This is a genomic window from Aneurinibacillus sp. XH2 (genome assembly GCF_001439585.2).
GTDB classification, from domain to species: Bacteria; Bacillota; Bacilli; order Aneurinibacillales; family Aneurinibacillaceae; genus Aneurinibacillus; species Aneurinibacillus thermoaerophilus.
The window spans coordinates 1,987,277-2,002,725 of record NZ_CP014140.1 but is presented as its reverse complement, the minus strand read 5'-3'; the positions used below and the strand labels follow the sequence as shown (position 1 = coordinate 2,002,725).

Annotated in this window: 11 protein-coding genes and 1 riboswitch; of the genes, 9 read left to right on the top strand and 2 right to left on the bottom strand. The window is 44.9% G+C overall.

The genetic code is table 11. From position 1 onward, the window contains the following. Positions 1-2 precede the first annotated feature (2 nt). The 3 genes from ACH33_RS09915 (at position 3) to ACH33_RS09905 (ending at position 5,197) form a co-directional block, all read left to right on the top strand. A complete protein-coding gene (locus ACH33_RS09915) occupies positions 3-1,439 on the top strand; it encodes an amino acid permease (RefSeq protein WP_057900326.1) in 1,437 nt (478 codons plus the stop codon). 346 nt (positions 1,440-1,785) lie between these two features. Continuing rightward, positions 1,786-2,688, top strand: coding sequence for a class I SAM-dependent methyltransferase (locus ACH33_RS09910; RefSeq protein WP_057898874.1), 903 nt, complete (start codon positions 1,786-1,788; stop codon positions 2,686-2,688). A 376-nt stretch (positions 2,689-3,064) separates the two neighbouring features. Further along, positions 3,065-5,197 carry a DNA topoisomerase III gene (locus tag ACH33_RS09905; RefSeq protein WP_057898873.1) on the top strand — a complete coding sequence of 711 codons (2,133 nt, stop codon included), beginning with the start codon at positions 3,065-3,067 and terminating at the stop codon, positions 5,195-5,197. Between the two features lie 100 nt (positions 5,198-5,297). Here the strand turns inward: ACH33_RS09905 and ACH33_RS09900 are convergent, their stop codons facing one another. Further along, complete coding sequence (locus ACH33_RS09900) at positions 5,298-5,810, bottom strand: acyl-CoA thioesterase (protein ID WP_057898872.1); 513 nt, start codon at positions 5,808-5,810, stop codon at positions 5,298-5,300. Positions 5,811-6,209: 399 nt separating this feature from the next. On the opposite strand from ACH33_RS09900, the gene pdxS reads away from it, so the two are divergent. Then, a complete protein-coding gene (gene pdxS / locus ACH33_RS09895; RefSeq protein ID WP_057898871.1) occupies positions 6,210-7,094 on the top strand; it encodes a pyridoxal 5'-phosphate synthase lyase subunit PdxS in 885 nt (294 codons plus the stop codon). 3 nt (positions 7,095-7,097) lie between these two features. Continuing rightward, the gene (pdxT, locus tag ACH33_RS09890) at positions 7,098-7,694 is read left to right on the top strand and encodes a pyridoxal 5'-phosphate synthase glutaminase subunit PdxT (RefSeq protein ID WP_057898870.1); all 597 of its coding nucleotides are present in this window, start codon (positions 7,098-7,100) and stop codon (positions 7,692-7,694) included. A gap of 58 nt (positions 7,695-7,752) precedes the next feature. Here the strand turns inward: pdxT and pdxR are convergent, their stop codons facing one another. Continuing rightward, positions 7,753-9,240: a MocR-like pyridoxine biosynthesis transcription factor PdxR gene (gene pdxR / locus ACH33_RS09885; RefSeq protein WP_057898869.1), complete on the bottom strand. Its 1,488-nt coding sequence runs from the start codon at positions 9,238-9,240 to the stop codon at positions 7,753-7,755. Between the two features lie 405 nt (positions 9,241-9,645). Next, a riboswitch (cyclic di-GMP riboswitch) is annotated at positions 9,646-9,729 on the top strand. A gap of 175 nt (positions 9,730-9,904) precedes the next feature. Here pdxR and ACH33_RS09880 point away from each other — a divergent pair. From ACH33_RS09880 to ACH33_RS09865, 4 genes are all read left to right on the top strand, one after another. Next, positions 9,905-11,560, top strand: coding sequence for a pyridoxal phosphate-dependent decarboxylase family protein (locus ACH33_RS09880; protein WP_057900325.1), 1,656 nt, complete (start codon positions 9,905-9,907; stop codon positions 11,558-11,560). Beyond that, complete coding sequence (locus ACH33_RS09875) at positions 11,553-13,241, top strand: methyl-accepting chemotaxis protein (protein ID WP_057898868.1); 1,689 nt, start codon at positions 11,553-11,555, stop codon at positions 13,239-13,241. The genes ACH33_RS09880 and ACH33_RS09875 overlap by 8 nt, the downstream gene beginning before the upstream one ends. A gap of 354 nt (positions 13,242-13,595) precedes the next feature. After that, positions 13,596-14,990 carry an MATE family efflux transporter gene (locus ACH33_RS09870; protein ID WP_057898867.1) on the top strand — a complete coding sequence of 465 codons (1,395 nt, stop codon included), beginning with the start codon at positions 13,596-13,598 and terminating at the stop codon, positions 14,988-14,990. A gap of 179 nt (positions 14,991-15,169) precedes the next feature. Then, complete coding sequence (locus ACH33_RS09865; protein ID WP_057898866.1) at positions 15,170-15,388, top strand: hypothetical protein; 219 nt, start codon at positions 15,170-15,172, stop codon at positions 15,386-15,388. Positions 15,389-15,449: the final 61 nt, after the last annotated feature.

Below are 15,449 nucleotides of genomic sequence, written 5' to 3'. Positions count from 1 at the left end.
CAATGGTTGAAAAAGAATCACAAATTCAAGCAACTGAGTCACATGGACTTAACCGCAGCCTATCAAATCGTCAAATTCAAATGCTGGCAATTGGAGGGGTAATTGGGGTAGGTTTATTCTACGGATCTACTACGGCTGTAAAATTGGCTGGTCCAGGGGTATTAATCACTTTCATCCTTTGCGGTGTGCTTGCTGCCATTGTCATGCGAGCACTTGGTGAAATGACCGTAGAAAACCCTGTTGCCGGCTCATTTAGTCATTACGCCGGGGATCTTCTGGGTGTCCGGATGGGGTTCTTGACAGCGGGAATGTGGTGGTTTTATTGGATAGCCACTGTCATGTCTGAACTTGCTGCAATCGGAAGTTTAGTACAATATTGGTTTCCAACTTTTCCGGCGTGGATACCTGGGCTGATTGGGCTTATTCTTTTTACTCTCTCTAATATGCTTGCCGTACGAATTTTCGGTGAAGTAGAATATTGGTTTGCTGTTTTGAAAATTTTCGCCATCGTTGTATTTATGATCTTCGGCGGACTGATCATCCTTACGGGAGTTTTCAATGATGGATACGCTGTTGGCTTAACCAATCTTTGGGTAAATGGTGGTTTCCTTCCGCATGGCTGGCCAGGGGTTTTTGCGACGATTTCGCTGATTGTACAAGTCTATAGTGGAATTGAGACGCTGGGTGTTGAAGCAGGAGAATCCCATGATCCTGCACAGACGATGCGCAAAGCTTTCCGCTCCGTGACGATTCGGATTTCCTTCTTCTATATTGGGTCTATTTTGATTGCGTTGAGCGCATTTTCATGGACTTACATACTTGAGAGCAACGTAAGTCCTTACGTTCTAATGTTTACGAAAATTGGTATTCCAGTAGCTGCAGGGCTTGTCAATTTGATTATCATTTTATCTGCCCTTTCTTCTTGTAATACTGGTGTATATGGCGGTAGCCGAATGCTCTATGGTATGGCATGTAAGGGACTATATTCTCCCAAATTTACTAAGCTGAATCGGAATCAAGTGCCTCATATAGCGGTTTGGATGACGGCAGCAATGATTTCTATAGGAGTTGTCATTACGTATTTGGCACCTGAAAATGTGTATGTTTGGATAACGAGTGCTTCTGCTTTTGCTTCACTATGGACATGGGGTACGATCTTAGTGAGCGAATTGGTTTTCAGACATCGGGCCAACAAAGAAAAGAAAATCCTCCAATTTGGGATGCCTCTATGGCCTGTTTTACCAATTATTGGTCTGCTAATGTTAGTTATAGCCTTTTTGGCGATTGCAACTTCCCCTTTAACGAGAATCTCCGTATTTGGGGGAATCGGTTGGTTAGTCATTCTGTTAGTGTATTATCAGATTAAGGTTAAGCATAGGATTAACGCTAATGATTGGAATGGTATACAGTACAAGAAGGAAGACCTTGATGCTTCTTAGTGAAGACCGATTCGGAACGATTATGGTTCTGCATCATTTTGTTAACGCTTACATTTATAAGATAATTCTTAAACTGGAGAATATGCCTAATCTTCATAAGTAGATTTTAAAGAATAAAACAAGAGGGGTTTTCCTATAAGTAAGCTGGGAAGGCCCCGTTTTTTGCTTGCTTTTAACAATGGGGCCTCTTCTCGGCGATTTCTCGAAATGAAACCTTGACAAAATTTTATTTTTATGATATTATAAAATTTTAATAATTTACATAAGGGGGTGGGTTTGGTATACTTCTTTTTAGATGTTATCTCTCAGTTCTTAAGGAGATAGACTCTAAAAGGAGGATATTTAAATGAAAGAAAACCAAGTCAGTCTTACTGCAATAATGACCGCCTACTTACGTGCCTACCATGCTATGAATGATACCCCAAAAATTTTTGATGACTTTCTAGCCTATCGTTTGATACCAGAGGAAAGACGTGCACTCATTGAACAAGGATTTTCTAGGGTTCTCCAGATTAATGTTCCCGAAAGTAACTCGACATGCTCCGACCAGGCGACAAATCCCTTGCCGTCTTTATTGCAAGCCATGGGGTTACCTAATGTTCTTAGCCGTTCAAGATATACGGAAGATAACCTTGAGCAGGCTATAAAACAAGGGGTGAAGCAGTATGTGATACTCGGGGCTGGGATGGATACCTTTGCTTTTCGTCGTCCAGATCTTCTAAGTAAGGTTCAGGTATTTGAAGTTGACCATCCGGCCACACAAGCCTTCAAACTTAATCGACTGGCTGAATTAGAGTGGGAAATCCCATCAAACCTTCACTTTGTACCTGTAGATTTCACAAAGGAGAGTTTGGCTGATGCACTCAAGGGAACTTCGTATGACGTGCAGACTAAAAGTTTTTTTAGTTGGCTAGGTGTCACAATGTACTTAACTCGAAACGAAGTGTTCGCAACGCTGCGTTCCATTACCGATATTGCCCCCGTGGGCAGTGCGGTTATTTTCGATTACTTTGTACCAGAAGAAGCTACTCCACATATGAAAGAGATGCAGGAGGATTTACGAAAGATAGGCGAGCCGATCAAAACGACCTTTGACCCGTCAACACTGGCTTTTGAACTGAAAAGTTTAGGGCTCCGTCTTCATGAGAACTTAAGCCCATCCGATATCCAAGAACGCTATTTTCAGAGTCGAACGGACGGCTATTATGCAAGTAAACATGTGCACTTGGCGAGGGCAGTAGTAGAGTAAAAAAATATGTTCTCCCAATATTGAGCGTTTTGCAAAATAACAACAAACGTATTCACTCAGCAACAGAGTATTTTTCGTCTGTCTATAAGCTATCTTTTCTGTGAAATGGTACAGAAAGGATAGCTTTTTGTATATGAAAAATTAAATTTTGCAAAAAAGTTGCGTAGAACCTATAATAATCATGGGTTTGTATATTGTACGTTTGCTGTTTTGGCATTTCTTTACAAAATGTGGTGCAGTGGAAAGATAGAAGCTAGATCACCACATGAAGCATCGAGTGTGCTGGAGGATAGATCGCGAGTATGTACAGTCTTCTCTTTTCAGACAGAAGGCTTTTCTTTTTTATGAATATGAAAAAAGACACGGGTGGGAAAATATGAAAACGTTAGTATTAGCTGAAAAACCGAGCGTAGGGAAAGACATCGCCCGCGTGCTTGGTTGCAATCAGAAACATAAAAACTATATGGAAGGCCCAAAATATATCGTTACCTGGGCGCTTGGCCATCTGGTCGAATTGGCAGAGCCAGAGGATTACGACCCGAAGTATAAAACGTGGAAGCTGGAAGATTTGCCGATTTTACCCGAGCGTATGCGGCTTAAGATCATCAGAGAAACCTCGCATCAGTTCCGGGCGATTTCCCAGCTTGCGAAACGAAAAGACATTAAAGACCTTATTATTGCAACGGACGCTGGAAGGGAAGGGGAACTTGTAGCTCGCTGGATTATGGAAATGATCAAGTGGAAGAAACCGTTCAAGCGCCTCTGGATTTCTTCGCAGACAGACAAAGCTATACGCGAAGGATTTGCAAACGCAAAACCAGGTTCGGTATATGATAGTTTGTACGAATCAGCCGTCTGCCGTGCGGAAGCTGACTGGCTTATCGGTCTGAATGTCACACGGGCGCTCACCACAAAATATAACGCTCAATTGGCTGCGGGCCGGGTACAGACGCCAACGCTGGCAATGATCATTCAACGTGAAGAGGAAATCAGAAAGTTCAAGCCGACCGAATATTGGACGCTTACAGTGGACTTTGGTGCATTCTCAGGTATGTGGCGCTCAGGCATGAACCAAAATAGCCGCATTTTTAAAAAAGAGGCGGCACAAGCGATCGATCAAAAAGTCTCTGGACAAACCGGTAAAGTAATACGGGTTAAAACAAGCGAAAAAACAGAGCCGCAACCGCTGGCATATGATTTGACCGAACTGCAACGCGACGCCAACAAACGATACGGCTTTTCTGCCAAACATACAGCGAATGTTTTGCAACGTCTCTATGAACATCACAAGCTGGTCACCTATCCGCGAACGGATTCGCGCTATTTGACAACCGATATGGTACCGACGTTAAAAAGTCGTTTGGAAAGTATTGAAGTAGGGCCGTACGCGCAATTGGTGCGTCCTCTGCTGAAACAAAAATCGCTGCGCATTACCAAACGTATTGTCGATGACAGCAAAGTTACCGATCACCATGCCATTATTCCGACAGAAGAGCCGGTACGCCTAAACGACTTAACGAATGATGAGCGAAAATTGTATGACTTGATTGTACGTCGTTTTATCGCGTTGTTCTATCCACCGCACCGCTATGAAAGCGTGCAGATAACGATTGATGTGACAGGTGAAGAGTTTTATGCCACGGGAAAAACGGTCAAAGACACCGGCTGGAAAGAAGTATACGGAAAAGATTCGTCCTCTTCCAACGAAGACAGAGAAGAGGATGAACCTGCGGAACAAATGCTTCCATCGTTGCATGAAGGGGATAGTGTGACTGTCAAGCACAGCGCGATTCACAGTCACCTTACCAAACCGCCGCTTCGTTACACAGAGTCCGATTTGCTTGCCAGAATGGAGAAAAACAATCTCGGTACTCCAGCGACGCGCGCCGATATTATCGAAAAGTTGCTGAATATAGATACGATTGAGCGTCAAGGAAACCGCCTGCTTCCGACAAAAAAAGGATTGCAGTTGATTGAGCTCGTCGCAAACGAATTGAGATCGCCGGAATTGACAGCCAAATGGGAACGTCAATTGGAAAATATTGCACGCGGCAAAGGGGACGCGAAACATTTTCTCTCTGGAATTCGCCGTCAGGCGGCAGCGCTTGTAAAAGAAATTACCCAAAGCGATGTCGAATACAAGCCGCACAACGTGACCGGTTCTAAATGTCCGGAATGTGGCCAGAACCTGCGGGAAATCAAAGGAAAACGCGGCAAGATGCTGGTGTGCCCGGATCGTGAATGCGGTTACCGCCGCTCCGCGGAAAAACAACTGTCCAACAAACGTTGTCCGCAATGCCACAAAAAAATGGAGATTCGTACCGGAAAGGCAGGAAAATTTTTGCAGTGCAAAGCGTGCAATGTAATAGAGATGCTGGAAGACAAAAAAGGGGCTCAAATGAACAAGCGCCAGGAACGTGCATTGCTTAAGAAGTATAGCAGCAGTGAAGGATTAACGGCTAATCTGGGCGAAATGTTGAAGGCGGCTCTGGAGAGTAGCAAAGAATAATGTTTTTGAATAAGGCAGACTGTTGATGATTCAAGATTCAGGATAAAGCGTATCTAGGTAGTGAAAAACTTGCGGGCATACCCGCAAGTTTTTCATTTTTCTACTCCCAGGGTTTTTTCGTTGTCAAAAACTCGGCGAGCCGCTTGCTTTCTTCACGTCTCATCTTGCGCATCTGCGCGCGCTGCGCCGCGCGTTCATGCAATTTTTTTTCTTCTTCTGTTTCGGGAATCACGCCCGGTACAGGCACTGGCTTTTTGTTCTCGTCCAACGCCACAAACGTCAAAAAAGCAGTAGCGGCAATTTTTCGTTCACCAGTATACAATCCTTCCGAAATCACTTTCACAAACACTTCCATCGAGCTTGTGCCTGTGGAAATAACAAACGATTCCACACATACAGAATCCGTAGGATTAATAGGGTGAAGAAAATCAACGGAATCAGTGGACGCTGTCACGACTGGCATGCGGGCATGACGGGTCGCCGATAGTGCGGCCACATCATCAATATAAGACATTAATTTTCCTCCGAACAGCGTACCATGTTGATTCGTGTCAGGAGGAAGAACGATGCTTGTTTTTACGACTCTTGAATCTTTTACATATTTCTTTTCCATATTGATTGCACACCTTATATAAAAGTTTTATGTATATACAATTTGTCCTGTAATGAGAGGGTCCATCGCTTTAATTTTTACCATAAGCTATGAAAAGAGCTTACGTCAGATGTATATAGATACAAAATATAAGCATAAATGCTTCGACTACATCATTCATTATAATACCGATCTTATTATTTCAAAACAGGTTCATGATAAGTTTATTTTTTACGATTTTTCGGTTAAGTATCAATTTTTTAGGAAAGTGTTATACACTTTGGTTGACTGTTATATACACATGCGCGCTACAATCAATTTGTGAAAAAGAGATATACATAACACTCTATATAGAAAGTTAAGTGTTATATAAAGCATTATGACAATTATAATTTTAAGAAAAAGGCAGGAGGAATTAGTATGGCACAACAAGGAACAGAACGCGTAAAACGCGGAATGGCAGAAATGCAAAAAGGCGGCGTAATTATGGACGTCGTAAATGCTGAACAGGCGCGCATCGCGGAAGCTGCTGGCGCGGTTGCGGTTATGGCGCTTGAACGCGTACCGGCGGATATTCGAGCAGCAGGCGGTGTAGCGCGCATGGCAGATCCGACAATCATAGAAGAAGTTATGAACGCTGTTTCCATTCCGGTGATGGCGAAAGCGCGCATTGGTCACTTCGTGGAAGCAAAGGTGCTAGAAGCGTTGGGCGTAGACTACATCGACGAATCCGAAGTGTTAACTCCGGCAGATGAAGTGTTCCATATTAACAAGCGCGAATTCACCGTTCCATTCGTTTGCGGAGCACGTGATCTCGGGGAAGCGCTACGCCGTATCGGCGAAGGTGCATCCATGATCCGAACAAAAGGTGAGCCTGGCACAGGCAACATCGTGGAAGCGGTTCGTCACCAGCGTATGATGCAGAGCCAAATTCGCAAAGTAGCGAGCATGTCAGAGGATGAACTGATGGCGGAAGCAAAAGCGCTCGGTGCGCCGTATGAACTGTTAAAGCAAGTACATGATACAGGCAAATTACCGGTCGTAAACTTTGCTGCAGGTGGCGTATCCACGCCGGCGGATGCGGCCCTTATGATGCATCTTGGTTCCGATGGAGTATTCGTAGGTTCCGGTATCTTTAAATCCGAAAATCCGGAAAAATTTGCGCGCGCGATCGTCGAGGCGACAACACACTACGAAGATTACGAATTAATCGGCCATCTGTCCAAAGGTTTGGGCAACCCAATGAAAGGGATTGATGTAGCGTCCCTGCTTGAAAACGAGCGGATGGCTGTACGGGGCTGGTAAGCGATGAAGATCGGAGTACTGGCGTTGCAGGGAGCGGTCGCTGAACACATTCGCCTGCTTGAGCAGGCGGGTGCGGAAGCGATCGCCGTCAAAAGAGTAGAACAACTAGCAGAACTGGACGGCTTGGTCATTCCGGGCGGCGAAAGCACAGCCATTGGCAAATTGATGAAAAAGTACGGATTTGACGTAGCGCTTAAAGAATTTTCTGCACAGAAAAAGCCTTTGTTCGGCACATGCGCCGGAATGATTATTCTCGCCGGAGAAATTGAAGGGCAGGACTGGACACACCTTGGACTGATGGATATAAAAGTGGCACGCAACGCGTTCGGACGCCAGCGCGAAAGTTTTGAAACCGATCTTCCGGTGGCAGGTATTGCCGAAGATTTCCGCGCTGTGTTTATCCGTGCTCCGCTTATCCGCGAAGTAGGGGAAGAAGTCGACATCTTGGCGCGATATAAAGACGAAATCGTCGCCGCCCGCCAAGGGCATTTGCTCTGTGCTTCTTTTCATCCCGAACTTACAGATGACAAACGTATGCACGCTTATTTCTTAGAAATGGTCAGGGAGTACCGGACACAGGAAGCGGCCGTTGCCCAATAAATTAAAATTGCTTAAGACGGCAAGCGAAAACGCTGGAAGCGGCGGGCGCTTGCCGTTTTTATACAACAGGCGTTTTTCTGTAAGTGACCGTCGCCTCAATAAACGCCCCAGTCGCCCGGCACAATTCTTTAACGCCCTCTGCAAGCAATGGTTCATTCATAAACGAAAAACTGAGTCTTAGGAAATGGTGTTTCGACTCAATCGGATAGCAGGCCGCTCCGGGGAGAAATGTAAGCTGATAGTTGCTGGCATACATAAGAAAGTCTTCCGTATCCACATGCGGAGGAAGCGAAAGCCATAAATTTACTCCGCCTCTGGGTGTAAGCCAGCTAATCCCTTCCGGCATATGCTTCGCCAGCAATTCAATCATCATATCGCGGCGAAGTTGCAGAGCAATGCGCAATTTTTTAACATGGTTGCGCATCCGTTCCGAATAAAGCAGCGGGAGCACCGCTTTTTGCGTCAATAGCGGGCTGCCAAGATCCATATTGCCTTTAGCTGCGACCAATCTATGAAAAATTGTGCCAGAAGCGACCAGCACGCCAATCCGGCAACCGGGAGCGAGTATTTTACTAAGGCCTTTCAAATAAATCACATGGCCGAGCGGGTCCATGCTTTTTAGCGAAGACGGGGGCTTATTCTCATAATAAATTTCGCTCCACGGATCATCCTCTAGGATGATGCTCTGTGTCTCATAGGCAATGTCAAGCAACTGGCGTCGTCGCTCGATACTCATCACCGTTCCGGTTGGATTATGAAAGGTTGGCATCGTATAAATAAGCTTTGGCTTGTATTTCTCACATAGCGCCGCCAGCATATCTACTCGCATTCCATCCTTATCTACAGGCACGGGAAGAATGGTAGCCCCGCGCCAGCGGAATACATCAATCGCCGCAGGGTAGGTAGGCGCCTCGGTAATGACGATATCCCCTGGGCCGACAAACGTCCGAGCCACGAGATCAATGCCCTGTTGTGTTCCATTCGTAATTAAAATTTCTTCCGGTGTTACTTGAATTTGCTTATCCCGTAAATAAACAGTTAGTTCTTGACGCAGCGGCAAGTCACCCTGAACGTCGCTGTACGTGGAAAGAATTCTCGGCTCCTCAGCAAGAATGCGCTGAATTTCTTTTTCCAAGTACCGGTTTGGCAAAAGCCCAGGGTCAATCGTAGAAGAAAAAAATTCATAGCGGGCCGATACCTGGTGATAGCGTGAAAACTGCGCTCGTGGCAAATAGTCGGGAACCGACAGTTGCCAATCAAACGGCGACTCTTTTTTTGGCAGCTCTTTTTTCGGCGTTGTATCCGCCGCTTTTGTCCGTACAAATGTGCCTTTTCCTTGAATACGTATAATATATCCATCTTCTTCAAGCGCATCATACGCTTGAACGACTGTCATGAAACTTACATGAATCTGTTTAGCCAGCGCACGGACAGAAGGGAGACGTGTGCCTTCTTCCAACAACTCCGACTGGATACGGTCCACAATCGCTTGATAAATTTGCTTGGCCAACGGAACAGGAAGCTGCCGGTTCACTTTTATTTGCATAACGGATAACTCCTTATTAAGTGTTATATAAAGATATACTGTTATATAAGCATAACATAATCATCAGTTTTATAGAAAGTGCTCCTTCGTTCAATATTTATAGCCTTTCCATCGTAATCAAAGCAGCCATTCCCATCCACGGAATGGCTTTATTGTTATGTGAGTAAATAATAAAAGGTTATGAATAAAAAATGTATGGATGTTATCTTTTTTATTTTTTCTGTTCTCCGTTTTGATAAGCCGCGATGAACTTAGGAAATCTCCCGAAATAACTAGTACTTTTATGAGCTTCTCTTCATATTCACAAGATACGGTTTAATATTTTTAATAATACAAAAACAGGAAAGATGGTTGATTTATAAAGTTATATTAGTAAAATAATCCTGGTAGAACCAACCTATTCTAATCTGAAAAAGGCAAATCTATCGAAAGGTAGAGACGTAAAGCCAAGGGTCTAAGGTTGCAAAACTATGACAGCCGGTTGCCAAAATTGTAGCGCACATAAGTGTCGTTCGTAAAAGCATTCTATCATCTTGTCAAAGGTTTACAAATCGGGTGTACTGCATATTGGCACAGGCTATTCCAAAGAATATGGATGGCCTTTTTCTTTTAGTATTAAAAAAATAAGAAAATCAAGCAAAGGGAATGGGGGATAAACATGAAGATGAAAGACATACAAGCTTTGTTTCCAAGCGAAGATGGAAACAAAGAACGTCGGCAGGTGCTACTTCAATTCATGCAAAACATTGTGGAGGGGCTTGATCGCCTGAAAGACCCACAACGCGCAACACTAGGATCGATGCAGGAGAGGACAGGAGAGTTTTACAAGGATATTATAGACTGCGCGCAGGTTCCAGAGCGCGGAATAGCATTGGATAAAGTCGTTGAAGAACTTCTCGGGTTAGCCAAAGGACATCCGTATCATACAAGAAATTTCGTAAGTAATGTATTGCCTATGGCAAGTATTCCAGGTATTCTGGGCTCTTTACTTACTACATTGTTAAATGGCAACAATTTATGGGATGTATACGGACCGGCTGGCGCGGAGGCAGAAGTAAAAGTCATCGCCATGATGTCCAAACTGGCGGGTTATGACGCTACAAAATCATGGGGATACACGACATGGGGCGGGCAAGGAGCCGTATTCTCAGGGCTGCGCCTCGCTATCGCCAAGCAATTCCCGGATGCTAAAGAAAAGGGCGTGCCTGGCAATTTGTACTGCTTTGCTTCAGAAAACGCGCATTATAGCCTTTTTAAATCCATGGAGGCGACCGGCATCGGCAGTAACCATTTGATTACGGTCAAAGCCGATCCGCTAACGCACGCTATGAATACAGATGATTTGCGCGAAAAAATGGAACGTGTTATTCAGCAGGGAGGTATCCCCATATACATCGTCGCCACGACAGGGGCCACGGATTCATTCGGAATTGACGATATAAAAGCGATTAAAGAAACAGCCGATGCAATTACGAATCGATACGGGCTCCATCCGGCGCATATCCACGCCGATTCGGCGCTAGGCGGATTCTATTGCCTGTTTAACGACTACGATTTTGCGCGCAATCCGCTTCAACTCGAACAGCCTTTGTGCGAGAACTTACTGCAAATCCGCGAAAAAATGCAGCATTTACATCTGGCTGACAGTCTCTGCTTCGATTTTCAAAAGCTCGGACAAACGCCGTATCTTACGAGCCTGTTCCTTGTGAAAAACGGAAAAGATATTGGGCTGCTTGATTTGCATGAGTTCGAAACACCATATGTGGGCAACCGGGGCTATGGCAGTTATCACACAAGCTACACGCTGGAATGCTCGCGTATGGCCAGTTCGATCGCGATATACGCGGCACTGTTGGCGTTCGGCGTGGATGGCTACCGCCAAATCCTTGCCAATTATGTGCGGGTGAATATGGCGTTCCGCGACAGGCTATTGGCCCGTTTTTCGAATGTGGCTGTTACAAATGAGAATAATCCTGGACCGATTACGACTTTCCGGTTTTATCCAGAACAGGCGGAGTGGCACAAAGAAAGAGCAGGGAAACTTACAGGCAAGCAGATTAAACAGAACAACGAATGGAACTACCCAATATTTGAAGAATTAGGCAAACACCGTGAGCACGTGTTTTTCGGCGATACAACAAGGCAATGCTTAGTCGATGCATCCGATGTTTCAGAACGTGTACCTGTTTACGCTGCTAAGTTTTTTTCGATTTCTCCTTATACAACGGTAGAAACGTTGGACGAAATTGTTGAATTTTTGGCGAAACGTGTGGCATGCGTAGACACAATGCGAAATGCGAGGGAAAAGACCTATGTTTAAAACAAAAAGCTCCCTCGGTAAAAAAATTACCGCCTATTTTGCAGGTTGCATTCTCGTATTATCTATCATCTTCAGCTTTGTTTCTTATGAGCTTTCCATGTGGATTGTTAATCAATACGTTTTGCCCCAGTTCGAGAACACGCTGCAAACCAATATCCGGGAACTTGAGCGGAATTTGGACAAGACGCTGGCTACTCGTTCGGACGCAGGCTCAGACTCGGCCTATGCTAGCCTGCTGGCTTTCTTAAATGAACAAAAACAGGACATGGGTGCCGAATATGTGTATGTGCTCGGAAAAAAAGATAAAGCCTATATCGTTGCGCTGAGCGGAGCCGCTGAAAAACGAAACGCGGACTACACGTTCACCGCAGGGATGGAAAGAGCGTTTGACAACCCGGGAACCGTGCAGTTTAGCGAGGTATACGAGGACAGCTATGGTGTACATAAATCGGTCTTCACCCGTCTTGCGGGAACGGATATGATCATCGGCATTGATATGAACGCAGAGTTTGTCAAGAAGTTGAATCGCTACATTATTGGTATTAGCATCTTGCTTACACTGGCACTTATCGTTTTCGGTTTTGCCGCTGGCTATTCGATAGCGAGAAAAATCATAAAACCGATACAGCTCCTCGTCCAACATACACAAAAAGTGGCAGCTGGCGATTTGCGCGATGAAATAAAAATTGCAAACAACGATGAACTTGGGCAGCTTGCGACCAGCTTTAACCATATGAGCCAGCAGCTTAAAGATATGATTTCACAATTGTCGGCTACATCAAACCATGTGGTGGATTCATCCGAGACCTTATCCGCCAACGCGCAACTGACAACGGAGATGGCACACCAAATGGTAGCGGCGACTGAAGAAATTGTATCTGGCAACCAAACAGTGTCGCAAGCTGCGGAAGAGAACGCACAAGCTATGGGAGAAATCGCCTCGGGCATCCAGCACATTAGCGAATCAGCTGTTGCTGTTGCCGAACAATCCGTCAAAGCGGCACAGGAAGCGAATGACGGTAACGATCGGATTCAAAAAGCCGTATTGCAAATGGATTCGATTTCCGCTTCACTTTCCCATTCGACGGTACTTGTAAAGCAAACAAACGAGCGCACAAACCAAATTGGCCATGTAGTGGAATTGATTACGAGCATAGCCGATCAAATTAATCTACTCGCGCTTAATGCAGCGATTGAGGCGGCCCGCGCTGGAGAATATGGCCGCGGATTCGCGGTAGTAGCGGACGAAGTGCGCAAGCTTGCCGAACAATCGGCCGCTTCTGCAAGCAAAATTGCAGGCTCATTGCATGCCATTTGCGAAGATTCGATTAAATCAGTGGAAGCGATGAATCAGATGGCGGCGGAAGTACAGGCCGGAACAGAGGTCGTAAATGAAGCTGGTCAAGCGTTTGAAAATATTCTCAGTCTCATCGACGATATTTCACAAAAAATCCAGGCGGTTTCCGCTGTAACACAACAGGTATCCGCAAGTGCTCAGCAAGTATCTGCATCGGCGGAAGAAACGGTACAGATCGCCTCGGAATCCCTTGAGAATACAAGAAAAATAGCAGCTAGCTCCCAGGAGCAGTTAGCGTCAATGGAAGAGAGCGCAAATGCTATCAAAGAACTGCAAGCACGGGCCCATTCATTGCAAAGCAAGCTCGGCAACTTCAAAATTTAGCAGGAGGAAGAAGAAGGTGTCCCAGAGGTGATGGGGCACCCTTTTTTCCTGCTTTAGAAATGATCCCTTGATAAATAGAAAGCCTATTATTCCTATGTAAATATTTCTAAAAAATAAAATAAATAGTATATATAGAAAGTATTGATTAAATGCATTGTAATGGTTATAATGAAATCGCTTGATCTAAAAAGGAATGGGAAAGTACATAAGTAAAAAAGTAAGGAAAGGGCATATTTCGTTTTATGCTCTTTTTTCGTGCGTAAAAGGTTTTGATTTACAGTATTTGTTATTGTGTGATATTGTATCATTGTTTATTTTGCGACATTCCAAAAAATAAACATAGGAGAAAAAAAGATGAGAGAAACATATTCTGTAAGGGAAAAAACGCGGCAGCTTCTGGTGATTCTGCTTCCAATTTTAATTACACAATTATCACTATATGCGATGAATTTTTTTGACACAGTCATGTCTGGCCACGCCAGCCCAAATGATCTGGCGGGCGTTGCAATTGGTTCCAGTATCTGGATGCCGGTCTATACAGGCTTAAGCGGAATTATGCTGGCCATAACACCGATTATCGCTCAATTAGCCGGGGCCAGAAGTACAGAGCGCATGCCGTTCACAGTCATACAGGGGGCTTACTTGGCACTCGCGTTGTCTATTGTTGTTTTCATTGCCGGTTCGTTTACGCTCAGGCCCATCCTTGACATGATGGAACTGGAGCCTACCGTGCGCGATATCGCTTATCATTATCTGATAGCTATTGGCTTTGGCATCGCGCCGCTGTTCATATCTATGGTGTTTCGCTGTTTTATTGATGCCCTTGGCTATACGCGTGTAACGATGCTCATCATGTTAATTTCGCTGCCCATAAACGTGGCGCTCAACTATGTGTTCATTTACGGAAAGTTTGGGTTTCCGCGTCTCGGCGGGGTAGGAGCAGGATATGCATCCGCGATTACGTATTGGTGCATCGCGTTTTTAAGTATATATGTTATTCACCGGATGTCCCCGTTTGCTAGCTACCGTATCTTTCGCTGCTTTTACCGCGTGGCGTTCTCTGCGTGGAAAGAGCAACTCAAGATCGGAATCCCGATTGGCTTTTCGATTTTTTTTGAAACAAGTATTTTTGCGGCCGTTACGCTTTTGATGAGCGAGTTCAGTACGGTGACGATCGCAGCGCATCAAGCGGCCATGAATTTCGCGTCGTGTCTGTACATGGTGCCAATGAGCATTGCGATGGCCCTAACGATCGCGGTTGGGTTCGAAGTAGGGGCACGGCGCTTTAAAGACGCGGTACAGTATAGCTATCTTGGGATAGGTATGGCCGTGACGATGGCGCTTGTTTGCGCTTGTCTGCTGTTTTTCTTTAACGAACAAGTCGCTGGACTGTATACAACCGATGCTGAAGTGCTTGAATTAACCATGCAATTTCTAATATACGCGCTTTTCTTCCAGTTATCTGATGCCGTCGCCGCTCCGATCCAGGGCGTGCTACGTGGATATAAAGATGTTAATATTGTATTCCTCATCGCGTTCGTTTCCTATTGGCTCATCGGCCTTCCAGTCGGCTACATGCTTGCTAATTATACGTCCCTTGGCGCATTTGGCTATTGGATCGGATTGATTACCGGTCTTTTGTTTGGAGCGATTGGTCTTTCGCTGCGTCTTGTTTACACGCAGCGAAAATTTTACCATGTATCAAAAGGAAGCCGAACAGAGCGGTTGGATAAAGATCTAGCCAATTGAAAGGATGGGAGTGTTTGTCTTTTTGTGGGTAATGCGATATAATTTAAATGTTAAGAAAATATATTTTTCAAGCATGGGATTGCATAGAAAAACCTGACTGTTTGCAGCGCATCATTCAGCACCGTATTTTCAATATACTTTGTAGTTAACGAAACACTTGTACGGAAAGGGGTATGGATATGGATAGCATACAAGGCACTTATCAAATCGTTGATGGCAGCGGTAAATTGGCTCTTGGAAACAAGGAAGTCATTTCCCTGGTAGTAGGAAAAGCGATTAAAATTCTTCACCCCGAACACGGATGGCTGCAGGGAATTTATCAGGGCAACGGTGAGGTCGTTCACCCACAAGGAACATATTCGTTGAAAGAAGGCGACATGATTCGTATTTTAAAGTAATTCTGCATAGAAAAGCAGGCGCACAAAGCGCCTGTTTCAGATTGAAGAAAAACTCCCTCTA

Coding starts and splice junctions, on each gene's coding strand:
- ACH33_RS09915 (WP_057900326.1), top strand. CDS start 3: ATGGTTGAAAAAGAATCACAAATTCAAGCAACTGAGTCACATGGACTT.
- ACH33_RS09910 (WP_057898874.1), top strand. CDS start 1,786: ATGAAAGAAAACCAAGTCAGTCTTACTGCAATAATGACCGCCTACTTA.
- ACH33_RS09905 (WP_057898873.1), top strand. CDS start 3,065: ATGAAAACGTTAGTATTAGCTGAAAAACCGAGCGTAGGGAAAGACATC.
- ACH33_RS09900 (WP_057898872.1), bottom strand. CDS start 5,810: ATGGAAAAGAAATATGTAAAAGATTCAAGAGTCGTAAAAACAAGCATC.
- pdxS (WP_057898871.1), top strand. CDS start 6,210: ATGGCACAACAAGGAACAGAACGCGTAAAACGCGGAATGGCAGAAATG.
- pdxT (WP_057898870.1), top strand. CDS start 7,098: ATGAAGATCGGAGTACTGGCGTTGCAGGGAGCGGTCGCTGAACACATT.
- pdxR (WP_057898869.1), bottom strand. CDS start 9,240: ATGCAAATAAAAGTGAACCGGCAGCTTCCTGTTCCGTTGGCCAAGCAA.
- ACH33_RS09880 (WP_057900325.1), top strand. CDS start 9,905: ATGAAAGACATACAAGCTTTGTTTCCAAGCGAAGATGGAAACAAAGAA.
- ACH33_RS09875 (WP_057898868.1), top strand. CDS start 11,553: ATGTTTAAAACAAAAAGCTCCCTCGGTAAAAAAATTACCGCCTATTTT.
- ACH33_RS09870 (WP_057898867.1), top strand. CDS start 13,596: ATGAGAGAAACATATTCTGTAAGGGAAAAAACGCGGCAGCTTCTGGTG.
- ACH33_RS09865 (WP_057898866.1), top strand. CDS start 15,170: ATGGATAGCATACAAGGCACTTATCAAATCGTTGATGGCAGCGGTAAA.